This window comes from Cyanobium sp. WAJ14-Wanaka, assembly GCF_024345375.1.
In the GTDB taxonomy this organism is placed as follows: Bacteria; Cyanobacteriota; Cyanobacteriia; order PCC-6307; family Cyanobiaceae; genus Cyanobium_A.
In genome coordinates, this window is sequence record NZ_JAGQAZ010000001.1 from 1,049,102 (window position 1) to 1,066,850 (window position 17,749).

The following is a 17,749-nucleotide window of genomic DNA, read 5'->3' on the forward strand; positions in this document are numbered from 1 at the left end:
CCAGCGGCCAGATTGGAATCTGGGGCCGTCCAGATTGGATTCAAAGGCTGGTTAAGAAGAGCAGCTGTAGTGCGACACGCCGCCGGCGTTGAAGAACTGCCTGGGCTTGAGGCGGTCGTATCGCGACGCCAGATCCGCCGGTGGTGCTTCGTAGGGCTGGCTGAACAGGGCCTGCAGCTCCTGGATCAGGGTCGTGTCCCCTTGGGCCGCCTGTTCATAGGCCGGAGCGACCAGCCACTCACGCCAAGTGATGGCGGGGTTGACGCGTTTCATGGCCGCAGATGTGGCAGCCAAATCGCCGTTGGCTGAGATCTGCCCACGCCAACGCTTAAGCCAATCGCCCCATTGCCGATCTAGCTCTGCTGAGCTGGGCAGGTAGAAGCTCTCCTGCAAAGCCGCGTACTGCTCGGGGATGGTGGCGTGCATCTCTGACAGGCGGCGGAAAAAGATCGTGTAATCCAACTTGGAAGCAAGCATCAGCTCAAGCAGTTCGTTCACCAGGGCGGCATCGGGGCTGCCTAGGCCGAGCTTGCTGGCCCACATCGCCTCGAGCGACCGGTTCATCGCCTCAGCAAAGCCCTCGCGGATCTGGTCAAGTCGCGTCAGGGCCTGGGTGTTGCCCTCAAGCAGGGGCCGGATCGCAGACCAGAACATCTGGTAGTTGGCTTCGGCGGCAAGTGGTTGGTTGAAGAAGCTGAAATGCTCGCCGCCACCGGTCCAGGGTTGGAAGCCAGGGTCAAATAGTTCGCAGAAACCAAAGGGGCCGTAGTCGAGGGTGTAGCCGCCAGCGGCGCAGTTGTCGCTGTTGAAATTGCCCTGGCAGTAGCCCACCCGCAGCCAGTGGGCCACCAGAGACGTGAGTCGGGCGCGAAACAAACCGGCCAGCTCCAGCACCTGGTCGGTGAAGTCCAGGTTTGGATCGATCTCAGGCCGGTAGTTCCGCTCAATCAGGTGCGCCACGATCATGCGCAGTTCGCCCAGTGCAGCTGGATGGGCCTTGCTGCGGACCCTGCGGGCAAACAGCTCCAGCTGGCCCACCCGCAGAAAAGACGGCGCCACCCGGGTGGTGATCGCCGCTGGATTGTCCACCAGGATGTCGGGATCAAACGAGCTGGAGTTGGGGGAATACCAGGGCCGGCGCACAGTTTCGGAGCCAGACGCATAGAGCGTCAAGGAGCGCGAAGTGGGCACGCCAAGGGCATGCACCAACTCCTGGGCCAAAAACTCGCGCACGCTGGAGCGCAACACGGCCCGACCATCGGCGCCGCGGCAGTAGGGCGTTGGGCCGCCGCCCTTGAGCTGCAGCTCCCAGCGCTTGCCATTGAACAGGCCTTCAAAAATGGAGATGGCCCGGCCATCGCCGTAGCCATTGCCAGTGCCGAAGGGGCACTGCTGGATGTATTCGGTGCCGTAGATCGAGAGGGCATAACCGGTGGCCCAGCCAAACGGCCGCATCGGCTCCGTGGCAACGCTGATGTCGCCGGAAAACAGCAGGCGGAAGGCCCGGTCGTGGGCCAACTGATCAGCCAAGCCGAGTTCATTGAATAGGGATGGGCTGTGGGCTATGTATCGCGGCTGCGGCAGCGGCTTCGGCGTCACCGGCACGTAGTGGCCGGAGAACACCTGGCGGGGCCGGTGATCCAGGCCATCGCCGCTGGCCTGGGGATCCACCTGCAAGGCATCCAGCAGCGAATAGGCGGCGCAGCCGGCAAATTCAGCAAAGGTGGTGGCAGGCATCGGCTCGACCTTGGGGTTGGCTTCAGTCAGCCTGGTAAGGGGAAATGTCATGCTCGATCACTCCAATAGCCAGGCTGTCGATGGAGATGCATGACGGCCAGAATCAGAACTGTTGATCGTTTCTCATCAACGAAATAGATCACGCCATAGGGGAAGCGGTGAACCAGGCAGCGACGAACCTCGTAATCCAGCATGGGCCATAGATTTGGGTTGATCTTGATTCGCTCAACGGCCGCGAATATCTCGACGGCGAATTGATATCCAAGTCTTCGCTCGCTGTCCTCGTAGTGGCTGATGGCACGATTGAGCTCTTCCCGTGCGTCAGGATGGAAGACGATCTGCATCAGTTCAATCGCCGCCAGATCTCATCAAAAACGTCATCACCAGCAACGGGCTTAACGGCGCCAGTACGAATGTCTTTCAATCGCTTTGCAGCCAGATCAGCCCACCGCCGATCAACATCAGAGACCGTTGGATTGAGGGAACGGAGAATACAATCAGCTACTCGAGTCCGTTCCTCTACGGGTAGTGATTGAATTTCCAGAATCAGGTCTTCGGTTTTCATAATGATTTGCCAGCGTTGGTCCAATCCTAGCTGTTTTTTCCGTGAATGATTGGATGGGTTGTTGACCATGCTGACCAGCAGCTGAGCATGGGAAAGACCACGGGCAGAATGGCCTATAGGCTGGAGTAGCTGATACCACGAGCCAACTATGGTTTGCCCTCCTGTCGAACGATCCGATGGGCCTTACTTAGGGCTAGTGATGAAAGGCCTCCTGCAGGAGAGAAGGGGATTACCCCAACCCCGCCATCACAAGCAAGAATGCCGCCTGCCGGCAGGAGGCATTTGTGCGGATAAGAGCAAGCACCTCAGCCATTCCCTCGGCGGTGACAACGCTAGACGCATTGCAGGCAGTTACGGCCCAGGCTCATCAATATTCATGGCAAAGATTGCTAATTCTTGGCGGGCAAAGAACAAGATCAACTGGCACGTGTCTCTGAAGCAGGGCTGCTCATCTGAACTTAATTTGAGTGTCTTTTTTGCTTCAGGCATCGCTGGCGCCATTGGTGGCAGTGGCCTTCTCCTTCAGAGCCTCCCAAAGGTTGAAGCTCCCTAGTAAGAGCTCCAGCATCCGCTTCTTTAGCTCGGGGGTGTTTAGGGCCTGACTGCTGATGGCTTGCTGCGCGTCGAGGGCGTCGATGATTGCATCCTGCTGGGCTCGAGCTAGGCCTGGGGAATTGGCGAACTGCTCGCGGCTATTGCTCGCAGCCTGCTGTTGCAGGGTCTTTGATTCGAGGAGTTTGTTGCGAATAACCTTGCCGTAGTCGCTCTGCTTGTAGTCGCCCCGCAGCAGGTCGTCGACGGACCAGATGAAGGCGGAGAGGTTGGTGTCGGCCAAGGGATGGGGGAGCCAGCCCCCATATTGCGGGTTCAGCCCCTTGTTGCCAAAACCGCATTGGCAATGGCTTCAAGCTGGCTCCTTGTGAGCTTCTTCACCTGCAGGGGTGGTGCTGTGACACCAATAGCTTTCAGCAGCGAGATCAGTTCTTGCTTTTTATATTTTGAGTAGCCCTTAAGCCCAGTTCGAGAGCAAAGGCGCTTCAGCTCCGTAACCGGCAACAGGGCTAGGTCACCCTTCACGATCGGTGCAAGGGCAGCTTCCAGGGCTGCTTCGGCGCTCTGGGCCGCTGGAAGGCTTGCCGTTGAAGTCTCCTCAAGGTCTCGATGGCGCAAGGCCAGGAATGCTTCCTGGTTCTCGAAGTGCTGCTCAAGCGATCTCGTGTGGGCACCAAGAGACGAACCCAGTGACTGGAGCTGTTCTCGGAACTGATCGGATAGGAGCTTCTTTGCCACTAGCTGGCTGTGGAGCTTTGCGAAGGAGCCACCCATTCGTCGTCCATCAGTTGGTCGACTGCCTCTAGGAAATCGTCCACGCCGGAGCGCAGGTCGTTCTGGGCATTGGCTGACCAATAACCGGCAGAGAGGCTTTGCTCATCGGCCACCAGCTTCAGGCGGCGAAGCTCATCCACTGCGTTTTCAAAGTGCTCGAGCTTGGCCAGGACAGTACCCATCGATTGGTAGTCCTTGCTGATGGCCTCCAGCTGAGTCGACAGCACCCTCTTGTCGTGAAGATGGGTCTCCACCTCCACCTCAAGGCGCTTGCGCTCAAGTTCCAGGCCCTCAGCAGTGGTTTTCCAACGCGTTACCCACCCCTTGTAGGCACCTGCCTGGCGGTTGGAGGCCTTCAATGCCTCACGCATTTCTCCGTAGTAGCGCCTCAGATCAGCGAACTGGACAAGCTTGTGGACTAGGGGAAACCGCTTTGAGCCAGTACCAGGCTTGTCGGTCGTTGCAGGGGTACTTGCCACAGCTCGCTGCCAGATCAAAAGAGCCTAAGGAGTCAATCGGATGCCAGGGCAGCTGCCGCGACTGGCGATGGGACGACCTGGGCACTGGGTGGTTTGAGTGCTGCCCTTATCACCTGTGGCTGTTGTTTCCCCGAAGGTTTCCCAAGAAGAAAAGCTGGTGGCCGCCCTGATTGCCCTGCTGGAAGCGGGCACAACCCCCTGGCGGCGGGAATGGGACGGCGCCTCTGGCGGCCATCATCTAAATCTGCTTTCAGGGCGGCGCTACCGCGGCGCTAATCCGGTGTTGCTCACCCTGGGCCTGCACCTACGGGGTTCCGCCATCCCCTACTGGTGCGGGTTTCAAGAAGCCAAGGCCTTGGGAATCTTTCCCCGCAAGGGCAGCAAGGCGGTGCATGTGCTGCGGCCCCAAGTTCATCAGCGGGGCGAGGGACGGCTGGTTGATGCCAGCTCCACAGACGGGGCAAACCCCGGCGGCAGCTGGGTCAGCTATCGCTCCGTGGCGGTATTCAACGTCGTCGATCTGGAAGGTGAGGGGGCTGTGTTGCGGCCCGAGCCGGAGCGGCTGGTGGCGGCAGAGACGGTGCTCAGTTCGTGACCAGTTGAGGTGCTCTTTGGCGGTGATCGGACCTGTTACTTGCCCAGCCTCGATCGCATCCAGCTGCCTGATCGCAGCACCTTCCATTCCGCCGGGGCCCTCTATGCCACCTGGGTCCATGAAGCCATCCATTCCTCAGGCCACAGCTCGCGGCTGGCCCGCGATCTTTCCGGCGGCAAGGCCTATGCCCGTGAGGAGCTTGTGGTGGAGCTGCTTAAGGAGTCGCCCAAGGTGTTGTTTCAGGTGCTCAGCGATGCCCGCAAAGCCGCCGACCTGATCTCTCCGGAAACTCCTGCAACCCCACCCTGGCGCTCCGGATCTGTGGCAACCAAATCAACGGGCCAGGCCAAGAACCACCATTAGGGAGCGGTTTAGGCGCAGCAATTGATCGTCACTCAGCTGACCTATGCACTTGCCTAGTCGACTGCGGGGCACGGTGGTGAGTTTGTCCACCATCAGGCAGCTGGGACTACGTAAACCATTCGCCGGCGAAGGAGACACATCAACCCTCAGGATCGGTGCTTCGATGGCGTGAGTGGTGAGGGGGCAGATCAGCACCGAATCGGTTTGATCAAAGGCATCGTCCTGCACCACAAGTACAGGCCTGGGTTTACCGGCATAGCCAGGCCCTCCTGCCATGGTCCAAAGCTCACCTCGCTTCACTGGCTGCTGTTGTCAGGCCATTCGTAAACGGAGTCGATAAAGGCCTGGATATCGACCTCGTCTGGGCCTGTCGCCACAAGCTGCGATTGCCGCCGCGCATCAGTGGCAAATTGTTGGGACCGCACATCTGGCACCCAGATCTGGATCGGCCTCATTCCCTGGGCCCGCAGTCGCTGCCGGTGGGCGTTCACCTTGCTGCGTATGGCAGCGCGACGGGCATCCTGTCGATCGGTATCAGGAGTCGTTTCTGCAGCCATCACCAGCCACCGAAAGTTACATGTAATCCTAGCGGACATCCTGTCTCGTGTTGAATTCATAGGCAGCTGGGTGACAGCCCAAAGTCACTGTCCAGAAACCCAATCCAGCAAAGGGATCTCCATGCAGCTCCGCATCGGCAACGGCTACGACATGCACCGCCTGGTAACTGGCCGGCCGCTGATCCTGGGGGGCCAAACCCTGCTGCATCCCGATGGGCTGGGGCTGGATGGCCACAGCGATGCAGACGTCTTGGTGCACGCAATCATGGATGCCCTGCTGGGCGCCCTGAGCCTCGGCGATATTGGCAAATACTTCCCGCCCGACGATCCCCAATGGCAAGGCGCCGACAGCCTGGTGCTGCTGGAGCAGGTGGTTGCCCTGGTGCGCCAGCGTGGCTGGAGCGTGGTGAATGTGGATTCAGTGGTGATCGCCGAACGGCCCAAGCTCAAAGCCCACATCGAAGCGATGCGGGCCGCCATTGCCAGCCGCATCGGCATTACAGCTGAACAGGTGGGGGTAAAGGCCACCACCAATGAAAAGTTGGGTCCAGAGGGCCGGGAAGAAGGCATCTCCTGCCACGCCGTAGCCCTGTTGCAGATGCCATGATCCGCTTGTTTTGTATATGTCTGTCGTTGCTGTTGCTGGCAGCCCATCCGGCCCCAGTGGTGGCGGCCTTCAACGAACCAGACGGCAGCTACGACCTGGTCGTGGTTGAGCAATTGCGCCTAAAAGTGCCAAGCGAATCTCGCCAGGCCTGGCTTGAGGCGGAACAGGGCAGCTGGGAGCCCTGGCTGGAGCAGCAACCGGGCTTCCTGGGGCGCCAATTGCTCTGGGATCCCCAGCGCCAGGAGGGCACCCTGCTGATTCGCTGGGCCAGCCGCGAACAGTGGAAAGCCATCCCAGAGGCCGACCTATCCGCCGTGCAGCAACGATTCGAAGAACTGGCCCGCGCAGGCACCAAAACCGCCCTCGGCAACCCCTTCCCCCTGGTTTTTGAAGGAGAGCTGCGGCTGCCATGAGCTCGGCGGCCTATGTGCTCGGCTGCGATGCCGAAGAACAGGGGCGCCTGGCCAGGCAGCACGCCACCTGGAGCGCAGAGATGCGGGCCGGATGGCAACGGGCCGGCATTAGCGCCGGCCAGCGGCTGCTGGATTTGGGCTGCGGCCCCGGCCACGCCAGCCTCGAGCTGGCTGAACTGGTGGGCCCCACAGGCAGCGTATTGGCGATCGACAGCTCAGCGGTTTTCCTGGCCCAGCTGGAGCACCAGTGCCTCCAGCGTCAGCTACCGCAGCTGCGGACCCTTGAACACAACCTCAGCAACCCCCTATCCAGCAACGCCCTGCTGAATGAACCTGGTTCTGGTGGCTGGGATGGGGCCTGGTGCCGCTGGCTGGCGATGTTCCTGCCCCAGCTTGAGCCCATGCTCGACCTCCTGCTTGAGGCCCTCCGGCCCGGCGGCAGGTTGGTGATGCATGAATACCTGCGCTGGGACACCTTCTCCCTGCATCCGCGCGGCAGCAACCTGGAGTTGTTTGTGGGGCGTTGCATTGGCCATTGGCGCTCCCATGGCGGCGATCCCGACGTCGCCCAGCGGCTACCGGCCCTGCTGGAAGAGCGCGGCTTCAGGCTGTTGCACAGCCAGAGCCTGATGGCCTGCGCCCCCAGTGACAATCCCAAGGCGCTCTGGCTGCAGGATTTTCTAGGCAGCTATCCGGCCCAGTTGATGGCAGCCGGCTGCTGGAGCGCCGATGAACAGCAAGCCCTGGAGGCTGAACTCCACTGGGCAAGGCAGCATGCAAGCTTGTGGGTTACCCCGGCCCTGGTGGAAATGGTGTGGGAGCTGCAATGAGCATCCAGCACCGACTCGATCTCGGCCGTCGCCAGCGCCTAGGCATGGTGGAGGCGATCTGGGGGGAGCACAAAAGTGCCGAGCAGATCGCCCAAATTCTTACCGAGCTCCATACAGCTGGTGAGTTAGCCCTGGCCACCCGCATCAGCCCAGAGAAGGCCGAGGCCGTAGCTGCTGCCCTGGATGGGGCGGTACAAAAGGCGATGGCCCTGCAGCACCATCCCCAGGCCCGCTGCCTGACTGCGGGAGCGCCGCCAGCGGCCGATCCAAGCCGGGGAGCCGTGGCGATTCTCAGCGGCGGCACCAGTGATCTGACCGTAGCCAGCGAAGCCCAGCTAGCCCTGGGCTGCCATGGAATTGCCACCAGCCTCGAGCTCGACGTGGGCGTGGCCGGCCTCCATCGCCTGCTCGGTCGACTCCCCGCCATAGCCAAGGCCGATGTGCTGCTGGTGTGCGCCGGCATGGAGGGGGCCCTACCCACCGTGGTCGCCGGGCTCCTTCCCCAACCGGTGATCGGTGTACCGGTGGCTGTTGGCTATGGCGTTAGCGCTGGCGGCCATGCGGCCCTAAACGGCATGCTGGCCAGCTGCGCCCCGGGCCTCAGCGTGGTCAACATCGACAACGGCTACGGAGCAGCCATGGCGGCCCTAAGAATCCTCAATAGCCGCAGCCCCATCAAGCCCGTTTAGAGGTGCTGGAGCTGGGGATAGGCCGTGATCAGGGCATCGGTGCTGAGCACCTCACCGGCCCCATCGGGCTGCCAGATCACTTCCAGTGCAATCAAGTCTTCCGCACCCACCCCACCTAGCTGCTGCAGCGATTCCCTGAGCTGATCAGCCGAGCCTGCACCGCTGAGGGTCAAGCGACTGCGGCTGGCCACCAGCAGGGTGATGGCGATGAAATCACTGCTGGCATCACTATCTCCAGCCTCAACCGTGCCCGCCGGCAGCAGTTGACCGGCCACATTGCTGGTGATCTCGCGATCGAGCTTGCTGCGCTCTGCCACAGACAAGCGGTTAAACGTGCTCTCAGCACTGGTGAAGGGCACCTGGCCCACTTCTGCATTGGCGTAAACCCACAAATCGGGATTACGCAGCAGCGCCAGGCTGGTTTCCTGCAAAACCTGCTGCAGGCCACCGGGGCTATTGGTGTCTGCCCGGCTAGCCAGGCGGCGCAAGTCGGTTTGCAGATCGCGGGCCGAAGCCAAAAGACCAAGTTGCAGCTGGGCAATCGCCACCGGGCCATCAACCCGGCGGCTGTCCTCACGGGGCACAAGTGCGGAGCGGCCGCTGCCAACCGCACCGCCACCTCCCCCCCGCACCGCATTGACCAGCAAGCCCACCACGGCCATCAGCACCAAAAAGCCAAACAGGCCGCCACCACCAAAACCAAAAAGTGGAATCAGGAAGGGAAAACCAATGCCGCCGCCGTAGCCACCGCGGGCGCCACCCCCATAGCCGCCGCCGTAGCCACCACCCCCGTAGCTGCGGGGCATCGATGGTGCAGAGCGAAAGCTGCCTCCACCAATTCGGCCACCACTTGCTGCCCAGCTGGGATCAGGCCTGGCCAGCAGCAGCACAACCGTGAACAGCGGCAACACCATCCAGCTCAAGCGCCGGCTCCATCGGCGGCCCACTGATGATTTGGATGGGAGCGCCAAGGCGCAGCTGCAAGTGACCAAAATCTAGGAACCACCCCCCACGATGGTGACCACCTCCAGCACATCGGATTCCACCACCACCTGCTGGGGCCAAAGTTGGCGGGGCAAGATCACGCCGTTGAACTCCACCACCACCAGCTGGGGGCGGTAGCCCAGCTGCTCCAGCAGTTCCGGCAGGGCCAATCCCGCCGGGCAAGGGCGCGCTTCTCCATTGAGCTGGATCGTGATCGTGGTGTTTGGCATTTCCCCATTCCCCCCCATCACCGGCTCAGGCCCCCTGCCCCAGGGCTTGCAACAGGCCATGGGTGGCGGCCTTGGGATCACTCGCCTCGGTGATTGCCCGCACCACGGCCACCCGTTGGCCGCCCGCCTGGCGCACCGCAGCAATGGCCGTCTGGTCAATGCCACCAATCGCAAACCAGGGCAGGGGGCTCTCGGCCGCGGCCTGACGCACATAGTCGAGGCCCACCGGCTCCCGGCCGGGCTTGGTGGGGGTGGCGTTCACCGGGCCCACCCCCACGTAGTCGCAACCGTCGGCCACGGCCTGGCGCAGCTGCTCCAGGCAATGGGTGCTGCGACCGATCAACTTGGCTGGCCCCAGGAGCTGGCGGGCGATGGCCGGCGGCAAATCCCCCTGGCCCAAGTGCACCCCATCGGCATCCACCGCCAGGGCGATGTCGATGCGGTCGTTGACCACAAACAGGGCGCCATGGCGGCTGCAGAGCTGGCGCAGGTTGCGGGCCTGCCCCAATTTCTGGCTGTCATCAAGATCCTGGCTGCCATCTGGACCACCACTTTTTGAGCGGTATTGGACCAGGCGCACACCTCCCTGCAGGGCCGCCTCCACCATTTCCTCGATCCGGTTGCTGGGGCTCGTAACTAGGTAGAGACGGCATTGGGCCAGCTGGAGCCGGCGCTCCTGGCCGCCCCGGCAGGCCTGCAAAAGGTCCACCTCCAGGTCGTAGAGGGCGTAGCGCAACAGGGAAGCCTCAGAGGCAAGCTCGCCATCCAGGCTGCGGCCAAATTCCTCCAGCACCCGCAGGGCCTCGTGCACCCTGCCGGCATTGGCGCCCACCACCTGGCTTGGGGCCTGGCGCTCCGCCTGGGCGGGATGGGCCATGCCGGCGGCCGGATCGGTGGCGCTATGGCGGGCAAATTTGTATTCGTCTCGGTGCAGGCGGCCCAGCCTTTGGCGCATGTCCTTGCTGCGGGCCACCAGGTCGGCCCGATCCAGGCCAAAGCGGGCCCAATCCTCCAGAACCCTCAGCCCCTCCCGGGCCCGATCCAGGTTGGCGTCCAGCAACCGCTGCACCGCAAGGAGCCCCGGATCAGGTGGTGTGGAAAGCGACATGGCGAAACGGCGCAAGCTGTTTAGGGTTGGTCCAGTGCACAAGGGCTGTAGCTATGGACCAGGGCAGCCCGATGTTGGTCTTGATTTCAGGGATTCTGCTGCTGGGCGGCATCGCCACCTTCATCGGCTGGGGTCTCACCCATGCCTACCCGAGCCCATAGCGGCCAGCTCCGCCTGGCCCAGCTGCAGGGCCTGGGCCGCATCAGCCGCAATTTGGGCGCTGAGGGCCTCAAAATTCCCAAACTTCATCTGGGTACGCAGCCAGGCCAGGGGTTCCACCGTCAACTCCCGCCCGGCCAGCTCCACCCCAACCAACTCCTCGCCCTGGTCGAGCAGATGCACCTCCACGGCTGAGGGGGCCATCGGATCCACGGTCGGCTGGGGGCCCAGGTTCATCACCGCCGCACAGGTGGGGCCATCCCCCACCGCCGCCAGGGCCGCATAGACCCCTTCCTTAGGCAGAAACTTGCGGCCATCCACCTGCAGGTTGGCGGTGGGCCAGCCCAGCTCCCGGCCCAGGCCGCGGCCGCGCACCACCCGGCCACTAAAGCGATAGGGGCGCTCCAGCAGGCGCCGCGCCTCCGCCACATCCCCGGCGGCCAGGGCCCGGCGAATCCGGCTACTACTCACCCGCTCGGGGCCATCCCACAACATCGGCAGCACCTGCACTGCCATGCCATGGCGCTCGCCCAGGGTTTTGAGGGTTTGGGCATCGCCGCTGCGGCCGGAGCCAAAACGGAAGTTTTCGCCTACGGCAATGCTTTGGGCCGCCAGCTGGGCCACCAACACCTGCTCCACAAAGGCCTCTGGCGTCAAGACGGCCAGGGCCCGATCAAAGGGCACAAGCACCAGCTGGCGAATCCCGAGGGGCTCCAGCAAGGCCAACTTTTCCGAGGGCAGATCGAGGCGCAGGCGAGCCTCACCGTGCAGCACCTCCCTGGGGTGGGGCCAGAAGCTGACAATTGTTGGCACTGGGCCTAGGGCGGGTTCTGAGCCAGTCACCGCGGCAATTACCCGCCGGTGCCCATGGTGCAAGCCATCAAAACTGCCCAGGGCAATCGCTGTGGGACGGTCAACGTCCTGGGGTGATCGCAGGGATATCAACGCTACGGAACCCAAAGGCAATGCGGGCTAAAACGATCCTCCCATGGCAACTTTGGGGGCAACCGACTGCACCGCGATGGCCGACCGTCTCGACCTCCAGCTGATCTCCGCGGCGCTGCGACGGATGGGCTGGATTCGGTTCTGGATCCAGGTGGTGCTGTCCGTAGTGGTGGTGGGGGTGCTGGTGTTCAACAACATCGGCGGACGCATGGCCGCCAATTCCTCCAGGGCCCTGGGCCTGGGCCCGGGCATTTCCCTGACGACCCTGTCTTTCTTCGTGCTGCTCTGGTGCCTCTGGCAGGGCTGGCTGATGATCAAATGCGGCCGCGCCCTCGATAGCGCCGCCCGGCCCAGCAAGGGGGAAACGGCCCGCCTGATCAAGCGGGGCCTAATCGCCGACCTGGTGGGCCTCACCCTTGCGGTGGTGGGCTATCAGTCCTTGGCCGGCAGCCTCTTTGTGCAGGCCTCCCAACAGGTGCCAGGTTTCTTTGGGGCCCAAATCCAGGGCGCCGCCGGTGGCCGGGGCTCAGTGGTGGGGCTGCCGATCACCTCGATTGAGATGTTTTCCGTACTGGGCAACACCCAGGTGCTGTTTGCCCACCTGCTTGGCCTGGTGATCAGCCTCTGGCTGCTGCAGAGGATCTACCGGCCCTCCTAGCCGTGGATGCCGCCCAACTCAGGTAGGTCGGAGCTGGCGCCCCGCCAGAAAATATCCGGTTGCAGGGGGGTGAGCGAGGCACCACCGGCATGGACATGGGCCACATCGGTCGGCCAATCGACGGGCCCTGAAACCACGGCATCTAAATCATTGGCCACCTCGCCGGCCAGCCAGTAGTAGGTGCGGCCCCGGGGATCAACCCGCTGATCGAATTGATCGGTGTAGCGGCGCACCGCATTGCGACACCAGCGCAGGGGCCCAATCGCCTCCAGGGGCCTCGGCGGCACGTTGAGGTTGAGCAACATTCCCTCGGGCCAGCCCCGTTGCAGCATCTGCTCTGCCACATCCAGGGCCATCTGGGCCGCCGGAGCGAACTGGCGCCACTGGAAATCGGCGCTACTGACAGCCAGGGCGTTTAGCCCCTCGATCGTGCCCTCCATCGCCGCCGAAACGGTGCCGGAATAGAGCACGTCGGTGCCGAGGTTGGGGCCATGGTTGATGCCGGAGAGCACTAAATCGGGCCACTCATCCAGCAGGCTGAACAAGGCCAACTTGACGCAATCGCTGGGGGTGCCGCTGCAGGCCCAGGCCCGCACCCCATCGTCAAATAATTCATCGGCCCGCTCCGCCCTGATCGGGGTGTGGAGGGTGAGGCCATGGCCGGTGGCCGAGCGCTCCTGATCCGGGCAGACCACACTCACCTGGTGGCCGCGGGCCACGGCCGCATTCGCCAGGGTGCGGATGCCCTCGGCGAAGACCCCGTCGTCGTTGCTGATCAGGATCTTGAGGGGTGCCATGGGGGAAAGGCGTGGTTGCCGGGTCGCATCCTTACAGTCTCAGATCCTTTCGCCCCTGCCGTGAGCGCCACCGTGTCCCTGCAGCAGCTCACCGCCCAACTGGAGTCGTTGGAAGCGGAGGCGGCCCAAGCGATTGCCGCCGCAGCCACCCCGGCCGACCTAGAGGAGCTCAGGGTGGGCCTGCTTGGCAAAAAGGGGAAGCTTTCGGGCGTACTCGGCGCCATGGGCAAATTGCCGGGCGAGGAGAGACCCCTGGTGGGGCAGCGCGCCAACGTGCTCAAGGAGCAGGTGCAGGGCCTGCTAGCTGAGCGCCTGGGCGGATTAAAGGGGGCCGCCATGGCCGAGCGCATTGCCACCGAAACCCTTGATGTAACTGCCCCAAGCAGCTACATCCCCGCCGGCCACCGCCACCCCCTGATCAGCACCACAGAAGAGATTGTCGACATCTTTGCCGGCCTGGGTTACCGGGTCTCGGAGGGCCCTGAGATTGAGACCGACTACTACAACTTCACCGCCCTCAACATCCCCGAGCACCATCCAGCCCGGGACATGCAGGACACCTTTTACCTAGGTGACGGCCGCCTGCTGCGCACCCACACCTCACCGGTGCAGATTCGCTATCTCGAAAACAACCCCCCGCCGGTGCGGGTGATTGCACCGGGCCGGGTTTACCGGCGTGATGCGGTGGATGCCACCCACTCGCCGGTGTTTCACCAGGTGGAGGTGCTGGCCATTGATGAGGGCCTCGATTTCACCCACCTGCGCGGCACGGTGACTGCCTTCCTGCAGCAGTTCTTTGGCGACCTACCGGTGCGCTTTCGCGCCAGCTACTTCCCCTTCACCGAACCATCGGCCGAGGTGGATGTGCAGTGGCGCGGCCGCTGGCTGGAGGTGATGGGCTGTGGGATGGTCGACCCGGCCGTGCTCAGCGGCATGGGCCTGGATCCGGAGCGCTGGAGCGGCTTTGCCGCCGGCCTGGGGGTGGAGCGGTTCTGCATGGTGCGCCACGGCATCGACGACATCCGCAGGCTCTACACCAGCGATCTGCGCTTCCTCGAGCAGTTCTGAGTAGGAAAAGCCGGCAGCGCCCATAAACTCAGGCAACCTTCGCCACCCGAGCGGTGCCCCGGGTTGGTCTGATCGTTAATGACGGCAAGGACGTGGCCATGGCCACTGCCGATGCCATTGAGGCCCGCTTCACCAAGGCGGGCTATGGGGTGGCGCGGGTCAGCAGCGCCGGCGGCATGGTCGGTTTCGCCAACCCCGACCAACACCTGCGCACCCGCGGCCATGCCGGATGTGTGCCCGCCAGCTTTGATGGCGAGATGGCCCTGGCGGTGGTGCTTGGGGGTGATGGCACCGTGCTTTCGGCGGCCCGCCAAACCGCACCGATTGGGGTGCCGATCCTGACGATCAACACCGGCCACCTTGGTTTTTTGGCCGAGGCCTATCTCAACGAACTCGACCAGGCCCTCGACCAGGTGCTCAGTGGCGAGTGGAGCGTGGAAGAGCGCACCATGTTGATCGTCAGCGTGATGCGCGGCGACCAAAGGCGCTGGGAGGTGCTCTGCCTCAACGAGATGGCCCTGCACCGCGAGCCCCTCACGAGCATGTGCCATTTCGAAATTGCCATCGGCCGCCACGTGCCCGTGGATATCGCCGCCGATGGCGTGATCCTCTCCACCCCCACCGGTTCCACCGCCTATGCCCTCAGCGCCGGCGGTCCGGTGATCAGTCCCGACTGCCCGGTGCTGCAGCTAACGCCAATTGCACCCCACTCGCTGGCCTCTCGGGCCCTGGTCTTTAGCGACAGCGAACCGGTGACGGTTTTTCCGGCCACTCCGGAGCGGCTGATGATGGTGGTGGATGGCAGCGCCGGTTGTTACATCTGGCCAGAAGATCGGGTGCTGATCCGCCGCAGTGACCAGCCGGTGCGCTTCGTGCGGCTGGCCGACCACGAGTTTTTCCAGGTGTTGCGCAACAAATTGGGCTGGGGCCTGCCCCATGTGGCCAAACCCGGCAATGGCTGAGGCCCTGATCCTGCTGCTGGGCCAGGAGGCCAGCTGCCTTGCCCCGAGGCTGGAAGCCTCGGGCTATCTCACCTGCGAGCACCCCCCAGGCGGCCATCCAGAGCTAACCATTGCTCCAGATGCGGTGCTGATCTCCGCCGCTGAAGCAGGCCAGATCCCCTGGCTGCGCCAGCAATTGGGCAGGGTGCCCCTGCTGCTGGATGTGGAGCAAGACACCATCGAAGCCCGCTCCCTTTGCCTCAGCACCGGCGCCGACGACTTTTGGCTTTCCTGCCTGGGGCCCAGCGACCTACTGATGCGCCTGCGGCTCCACCTCAACTTGAGCCAGCAAGTGAGCATTCCGATCCAGTTGCTGCAGGTGGGGGATCTGGTGGTGAACCCCAGCGCCCGCCAGGTAAAACTCGCCAGCCGCACGGTCAATCTCACCGCCCGCGAATACCAGTTGCTTCTGCTGCTGCTGGAGCGCAAGGGCACCGTGGTGAGCCGCGAGCAAATCCTGCGCCTGATTTGGGCAGACCAGCAGGGCGCCTCCAGCAACGTGATTGAGGTCTATGTGCGCTACCTGCGCCAAAAACTGGAAGGCGGCGGCGAGCGTCGCCTGATCCACACTGTGCGGGGCCAGGGCTACTGCCTCAGCGAGCGCCTGCCCCACCTGGAGCCAACCGATGCCCCCTAGCGCCAAAAAACTAATCAGGGCAGCCCTTGCCTTAGCGCCAATTTTGGCAGGGGCCAGCTGGGCTGCTCCGCCCCAATATTTGCCGGTGGAGGCCCAGTGGTGCCTGGCCAAGGGCCCCTGCATCCAGCTCGAAGTGCCCAACACTCCGCAGCAATATGCCTGGGGCCTGCAGCTGCGTCCGCCCCTTTCGCCCCTGCGGGGCATGTGGTTTCGCTTTGAACCGGCCGGCGTCCAGCGCTTCTGGATGCACCGCACCCCCGAACCCCTCGACATGTTGTTTGTGAGAAACGGCCAGGTGCTGGCGATCGAAGCCAAGGTGCCGCCCTGCATGCACCTGCCATGCCGCAGCTATGGCCCCGACCTACCCGTGGATGGGGTGATTGAACTGGCAGCCGGCCGCAGCCAGCAGCTGGGGATTGGCATCGGCAGCCCCGTCACGATTAAGCCCGTTCCCCCCGCAACACGAACACGGGATTGAGGGGTGCCAAGCGCGTGCCGCCGGCCAGGGGGGCCCCGCGCCAGGCCTGGTGTTGGGCCACCTTCACTTCCATCCCGGCCCCGTCCATTACGGAGCGCAGCTCGCCCAGGGCCTCCACCGTGGCCAGGGGAATCACCACCACCCCCTTGGGCCGCAGGCGCTCCAGCACCGCCAGCAGGATCGCCGAGCGCCCCTCTCCGCCGCCGCCGATCACCACCCGATCGGGATCCGGCAGGTCCGCCAGGCCATCGGGCGCCCGGGCTTCCCTAATCCCGGCGGGTTCGACGCCCAGCCGTCCGGCATTGGCAGCGATCAGGCCAGCGGAGCCGCCGCGGGATTCAAGGGCCCAAAGCTGCAGCTCCGGCCTCAGCCGCAGGGCCTCCAGGCCAATACTGCCCACCCCCGCCCCGATGTCCCAGAGCACCCCCTGGGCGGGCAGGGCCAGATCCGCCAACAACTGGATACGCACCTCCCGTTTGGTCATTAGCCCGGGCCGATCCGGCAGCTGCAGCCAGAGGCCGTCGTCGAGGCCAAACAGGGGCAGAGCTGCCGGCTCGATGGCCGCTGGAGCTTCAGCGATCAACAGCACCAGGTGCAGGGGGTCGATCTGCTGGGGCAGCGGTGCTGCAGCACTAAGGCGCTGCACCCGCTCCTGGGGATGGCCGAGGCGCTCGCATAGCCAGAAGCCATAGGCGGCCTCCAGGCCAGAAGCCCGCAGGATCTGGCGCACCGCCTGGGCGCCGCCGCGGCCCGGGTCGGTGAGCACCGCCAGGGCCGGCGGCCGACCTTGCAAAGCCAGGGCCAGGGGTTCGGGATCGCGGCCATGGAGGCTCACCCAGCTGGCGTCCTGCCAGGGGCGGCCGATGCGGGCAAAGGCCAGCTGCAGGGAGCTGGGGGCTGGATGGAAGCGCAGCTGGTCCGCCCCAAAGGCCTGCAGCAGCACCCGACCAATGCCAAACCAAAGCGGATCGCCGCTGGCGAGCACCACCGCCGCCCGGCCCGCCGCCAGGGCCTGCTGCAGGGCCGCAATCAACGGCTGGGGTTGGTCGCTGCTGATCCAGGCAGCCCCAGGGCCACCGGCCAGTTCGGCCTGGGCCAGCAGGCGGCTGGGGGCCGCCACCAGCTGGGCCCTCTCCACCAGGCTGCGCAGCTCTGGATTGAGGCTGGCCAAGCCCGAGGCATCGCAACCCACCACGTCGATGCAGCCGGCGGAATCGGTGATCGTCAAAGCGCCAGCAGAATGGGGCAAGTGTGGTCATGTTGCCGCCATGAGCGACCGCCGACAGCGCATCCATGAATTGGTGGTAGCCCTGCTGGGCCAAAAGGGCGAGCTCGAATTGCTCGATGGCCACGACAACGGCTTCGCTCCCGCCGGCACCGATGCGGCCGGCTGGCTAGATCGCAACCGCCGCCTGGTGCAGCGCTACTCCGCCCTGGTGCGAACCGCCGTGACCCTCGATGCCCTCGTGGATCAGGAAACAGCCAGCAACCTCTGACAAGCTGGGCGCATCTTTTTTGGCCCC

25 protein-coding genes and 1 pseudogene are annotated in these 17,749 nt (G+C 63.9%); 12 read left to right on the forward strand and 14 right to left on the reverse strand.

The features are described from left to right. Positions 1-51 precede the first annotated feature (51 nt). The 6 genes from KBY49_RS05895 to KBY49_RS05920 all read right to left on the reverse strand — a co-directional run bounded on the left by KBY49_RS05895 (position 52) and on the right by KBY49_RS05920 (position 3,999). A complete protein-coding gene (locus KBY49_RS05895; protein ID WP_254934045.1) occupies positions 52-1,737 on the reverse strand; it encodes a YdiU family protein in 1,686 nt (561 codons plus the stop codon). A gap of 47 nt (positions 1,738-1,784) precedes the next feature. Then, entirely contained in the window at positions 1,785-2,081 is a 297-nt protein-coding gene (locus tag KBY49_RS05900) for a type II toxin-antitoxin system RelE/ParE family toxin (protein WP_254933793.1), read from the reverse strand. Further along, positions 2,081-2,302 (reverse strand): addiction module protein, encoded by a 222-nt coding sequence (locus tag KBY49_RS05905; RefSeq protein WP_254933794.1) that lies wholly within the window; start codon positions 2,300-2,302, stop codon positions 2,081-2,083. The genes KBY49_RS05900 and KBY49_RS05905 overlap by 1 nt, the downstream gene beginning before the upstream one ends. 481 nt (positions 2,303-2,783) lie before the next feature. Further along, positions 2,784-3,137, reverse strand: a complete 354-nt coding sequence (locus KBY49_RS05910; RefSeq protein ID WP_254933795.1) for a type I restriction-modification system subunit M N-terminal domain-containing protein — start codon at positions 3,135-3,137, stop codon at positions 2,784-2,786. A gap of 32 nt (positions 3,138-3,169) precedes the next feature. After that, positions 3,170-3,592 (reverse strand): Rho termination factor N-terminal domain-containing protein, encoded by a 423-nt coding sequence (locus tag KBY49_RS05915; RefSeq protein WP_254933796.1) that lies wholly within the window; start codon positions 3,590-3,592, stop codon positions 3,170-3,172. Further along, the gene (locus tag KBY49_RS05920) at positions 3,592-3,999 is read right to left on the reverse strand and encodes a hypothetical protein (RefSeq protein WP_254933797.1); all 408 of its coding nucleotides are present in this window, start codon (positions 3,997-3,999) and stop codon (positions 3,592-3,594) included. The genes KBY49_RS05915 and KBY49_RS05920 overlap by 1 nt, the downstream gene beginning before the upstream one ends. Positions 4,000-4,222: 223 nt before the next feature. Here KBY49_RS05920 and KBY49_RS05925 point away from each other — a divergent pair, with 223 nt between their 5' ends. Together KBY49_RS05925 and KBY49_RS05930 are read left to right on the forward strand one after the other, a co-directional pair. Continuing rightward, a complete protein-coding gene (locus KBY49_RS05925) occupies positions 4,223-4,702 on the forward strand; it encodes an ArdC-like ssDNA-binding domain-containing protein (protein ID WP_254933798.1) in 480 nt (159 codons plus the stop codon). Between the two features lie 9 nt (positions 4,703-4,711). Beyond that, positions 4,712-5,065, forward strand: coding sequence for a zincin-like metallopeptidase domain-containing protein (locus tag KBY49_RS05930; protein ID WP_254933799.1), 354 nt, complete (start codon positions 4,712-4,714; stop codon positions 5,063-5,065). On the opposite strand, the gene KBY49_RS05935 is transcribed toward KBY49_RS05930, so the two are convergent. Both KBY49_RS05935 and KBY49_RS05940 read right to left on the reverse strand, forming a co-directional pair. Then, positions 5,036-5,341, reverse strand: a complete 306-nt coding sequence (locus KBY49_RS05935) for a type II toxin-antitoxin system PemK/MazF family toxin (RefSeq protein ID WP_254933800.1) — start codon at positions 5,339-5,341, stop codon at positions 5,036-5,038. The genes KBY49_RS05930 and KBY49_RS05935 overlap by 30 nt on opposite strands. A gap of 20 nt (positions 5,342-5,361) precedes the next feature. Beyond that, positions 5,362-5,622: an antitoxin MazE family protein gene (locus KBY49_RS05940; protein WP_254933801.1), complete on the reverse strand. Its 261-nt coding sequence runs from the start codon at positions 5,620-5,622 to the stop codon at positions 5,362-5,364. Between the two features lie 121 nt (positions 5,623-5,743). Between KBY49_RS05940 and ispF the strand changes: the two genes are divergently transcribed. The 4 genes and pseudogenes from ispF to larB all read left to right on the forward strand — a co-directional run. Then, positions 5,744-6,229, forward strand: coding sequence for a 2-C-methyl-D-erythritol 2,4-cyclodiphosphate synthase (ispF, locus tag KBY49_RS05945; RefSeq protein ID WP_254933802.1), 486 nt, complete (start codon positions 5,744-5,746; stop codon positions 6,227-6,229). Next, positions 6,226-6,642, forward strand: a complete 417-nt coding sequence (locus tag KBY49_RS05950) for a TIGR03792 family protein (protein ID WP_254933803.1) — start codon at positions 6,226-6,228, stop codon at positions 6,640-6,642. The genes ispF and KBY49_RS05950 overlap by 4 nt, the downstream gene beginning before the upstream one ends. Beyond that, on the forward strand, positions 6,639-7,472 hold the full coding sequence (locus KBY49_RS05955) for a methyltransferase domain-containing protein (RefSeq protein WP_254933804.1): 834 nt from the start codon (positions 6,639-6,641) through the stop codon (positions 7,470-7,472). The genes KBY49_RS05950 and KBY49_RS05955 overlap by 4 nt, the downstream gene beginning before the upstream one ends. After that, positions 7,469-8,143: pseudogene (larB, locus tag KBY49_RS05960) on the forward strand (nickel pincer cofactor biosynthesis protein LarB); the annotation flags it as partial. The gene KBY49_RS05955 and the pseudogene larB, both read left to right, overlap by 4 nt. A gap of 14 nt (positions 8,144-8,157) precedes the next feature. Here the strand turns inward: larB and KBY49_RS05965 are convergent. The 4 genes from KBY49_RS05965 to ribF form a co-directional block, all read right to left on the reverse strand. Beyond that, positions 8,158-9,075: a DUF1517 domain-containing protein gene (locus tag KBY49_RS05965; RefSeq protein ID WP_254934046.1), complete on the reverse strand. Its 918-nt coding sequence runs from the start codon at positions 9,073-9,075 to the stop codon at positions 8,158-8,160. 81 nt (positions 9,076-9,156) lie between these two features. Continuing rightward, positions 9,157-9,375: a sulfur carrier protein ThiS gene (thiS, locus tag KBY49_RS05970; RefSeq protein WP_254933806.1), complete on the reverse strand. Its 219-nt coding sequence runs from the start codon at positions 9,373-9,375 to the stop codon at positions 9,157-9,159. A gap of 25 nt (positions 9,376-9,400) precedes the next feature. Beyond that, positions 9,401-10,483, reverse strand: coding sequence for a thiamine phosphate synthase (locus KBY49_RS05975; RefSeq protein ID WP_254933807.1), 1,083 nt, complete (start codon positions 10,481-10,483; stop codon positions 9,401-9,403). A gap of 135 nt (positions 10,484-10,618) precedes the next feature. Continuing rightward, positions 10,619-11,587, reverse strand: a complete 969-nt coding sequence (ribF, locus tag KBY49_RS05980; protein WP_254933808.1) for a riboflavin biosynthesis protein RibF — start codon at positions 11,585-11,587, stop codon at positions 10,619-10,621. A gap of 76 nt (positions 11,588-11,663) precedes the next feature. Between ribF and KBY49_RS05985 the strand changes: the two genes are divergently transcribed. Next, positions 11,664-12,245: a DUF3611 family protein gene (locus KBY49_RS05985; protein ID WP_254933809.1), complete on the forward strand. Its 582-nt coding sequence runs from the start codon at positions 11,664-11,666 to the stop codon at positions 12,243-12,245. Here KBY49_RS05985 and surE read toward each other — a convergent pair. After that, complete coding sequence (surE, locus tag KBY49_RS05990) at positions 12,242-13,042, reverse strand: 5'/3'-nucleotidase SurE (protein ID WP_254933810.1); 801 nt, start codon at positions 13,040-13,042, stop codon at positions 12,242-12,244. The two genes, KBY49_RS05985 and surE, sit on opposite strands and share 4 nt — an antisense overlap. Before the next feature lie 60 nt (positions 13,043-13,102). Here surE and pheS point away from each other — a divergent pair, with 60 nt between their 5' ends. From pheS to KBY49_RS06010, 4 genes are read left to right on the forward strand one after another with little or no spacing between them, the layout of a single operon-like run. Continuing rightward, positions 13,103-14,110 carry a phenylalanine--tRNA ligase subunit alpha gene (pheS, locus tag KBY49_RS05995; protein ID WP_254933811.1) on the forward strand — a complete coding sequence of 336 codons (1,008 nt, stop codon included), beginning with the start codon at positions 13,103-13,105 and terminating at the stop codon, positions 14,108-14,110. Between the two features lie 53 nt (positions 14,111-14,163). Further along, positions 14,164-15,072 carry an NAD(+) kinase gene (locus tag KBY49_RS06000; protein ID WP_254933812.1) on the forward strand — a complete coding sequence of 303 codons (909 nt, stop codon included), beginning with the start codon at positions 14,164-14,166 and terminating at the stop codon, positions 15,070-15,072. Continuing rightward, positions 15,065-15,748: a winged helix family transcriptional regulator gene (locus KBY49_RS06005; RefSeq protein WP_254933813.1), complete on the forward strand. Its 684-nt coding sequence runs from the start codon at positions 15,065-15,067 to the stop codon at positions 15,746-15,748. Before KBY49_RS06000 ends, KBY49_RS06005 begins: the two co-directional genes overlap by 8 nt. Then, the gene (locus KBY49_RS06010; protein WP_254933814.1) at positions 15,738-16,226 is read left to right on the forward strand and encodes a DUF192 domain-containing protein; all 489 of its coding nucleotides are present in this window, start codon (positions 15,738-15,740) and stop codon (positions 16,224-16,226) included. Before KBY49_RS06005 ends, KBY49_RS06010 begins: the two co-directional genes overlap by 11 nt. Here the strand turns inward: KBY49_RS06010 and cbiE are convergent. Next, positions 16,189-17,454 (reverse strand): precorrin-6y C5,15-methyltransferase (decarboxylating) subunit CbiE, encoded by a 1,266-nt coding sequence (cbiE, locus tag KBY49_RS06015; RefSeq protein ID WP_254933815.1) that lies wholly within the window; start codon positions 17,452-17,454, stop codon positions 16,189-16,191. The genes KBY49_RS06010 and cbiE overlap by 38 nt on opposite strands. A gap of 40 nt (positions 17,455-17,494) precedes the next feature. Between cbiE and KBY49_RS06020 the strand changes: the two genes are divergently transcribed. After that, complete coding sequence (locus KBY49_RS06020; protein WP_254933816.1) at positions 17,495-17,722, forward strand: hypothetical protein; 228 nt, start codon at positions 17,495-17,497, stop codon at positions 17,720-17,722. The last annotated feature ends 27 nt before the right edge of the window (positions 17,723-17,749 follow it).

Coding starts and splice junctions, on each gene's coding strand:
- KBY49_RS05895 (WP_254934045.1), bottom strand. CDS start 1,737: ATGCCTGCCACCACCTTTGCTGAATTTGCCGGCTGCGCCGCCTATTCG.
- KBY49_RS05900 (WP_254933793.1), bottom strand. CDS start 2,081: ATGCAGATCGTCTTCCATCCTGACGCACGGGAAGAGCTCAATCGTGCC.
- KBY49_RS05905 (WP_254933794.1), bottom strand. CDS start 2,302: ATGAAAACCGAAGACCTGATTCTGGAAATTCAATCACTACCCGTAGAG.
- KBY49_RS05920 (WP_254933797.1), bottom strand. CDS start 3,999: ATGCGTGAGGCATTGAAGGCCTCCAACCGCCAGGCAGGTGCCTACAAG.
- KBY49_RS05935 (WP_254933800.1), bottom strand. CDS start 5,341: ATGGCAGGAGGGCCTGGCTATGCCGGTAAACCCAGGCCTGTACTTGTG.
- KBY49_RS05940 (WP_254933801.1), bottom strand. CDS start 5,622: ATGGCTGCAGAAACGACTCCTGATACCGATCGACAGGATGCCCGTCGC.
- ispF (WP_254933802.1), top strand. CDS start 5,744: ATGCAGCTCCGCATCGGCAACGGCTACGACATGCACCGCCTGGTAACT.
- KBY49_RS05950 (WP_254933803.1), top strand. CDS start 6,226: ATGATCCGCTTGTTTTGTATATGTCTGTCGTTGCTGTTGCTGGCAGCC.
- KBY49_RS05955 (WP_254933804.1), top strand. CDS start 6,639: ATGAGCTCGGCGGCCTATGTGCTCGGCTGCGATGCCGAAGAACAGGGG.
- KBY49_RS05965 (WP_254934046.1), bottom strand. CDS start 9,075: ATGGTGTTGCCGCTGTTCACGGTTGTGCTGCTGCTGGCCAGGCCTGAT.
- thiS (WP_254933806.1), bottom strand. CDS start 9,375: ATGCCAAACACCACGATCACGATCCAGCTCAATGGAGAAGCGCGCCCT.
- KBY49_RS05975 (WP_254933807.1), bottom strand. CDS start 10,483: ATGTCGCTTTCCACACCACCTGATCCGGGGCTCCTTGCGGTGCAGCGG.
- KBY49_RS05985 (WP_254933809.1), top strand. CDS start 11,664: ATGGCCGACCGTCTCGACCTCCAGCTGATCTCCGCGGCGCTGCGACGG.
- surE (WP_254933810.1), bottom strand. CDS start 13,042: ATGGCACCCCTCAAGATCCTGATCAGCAACGACGACGGGGTCTTCGCC.
- KBY49_RS06005 (WP_254933813.1), top strand. CDS start 15,065: ATGGCTGAGGCCCTGATCCTGCTGCTGGGCCAGGAGGCCAGCTGCCTT.
- KBY49_RS06010 (WP_254933814.1), top strand. CDS start 15,738: ATGCCCCCTAGCGCCAAAAAACTAATCAGGGCAGCCCTTGCCTTAGCG.
- KBY49_RS06020 (WP_254933816.1), top strand. CDS start 17,495: ATGAGCGACCGCCGACAGCGCATCCATGAATTGGTGGTAGCCCTGCTG.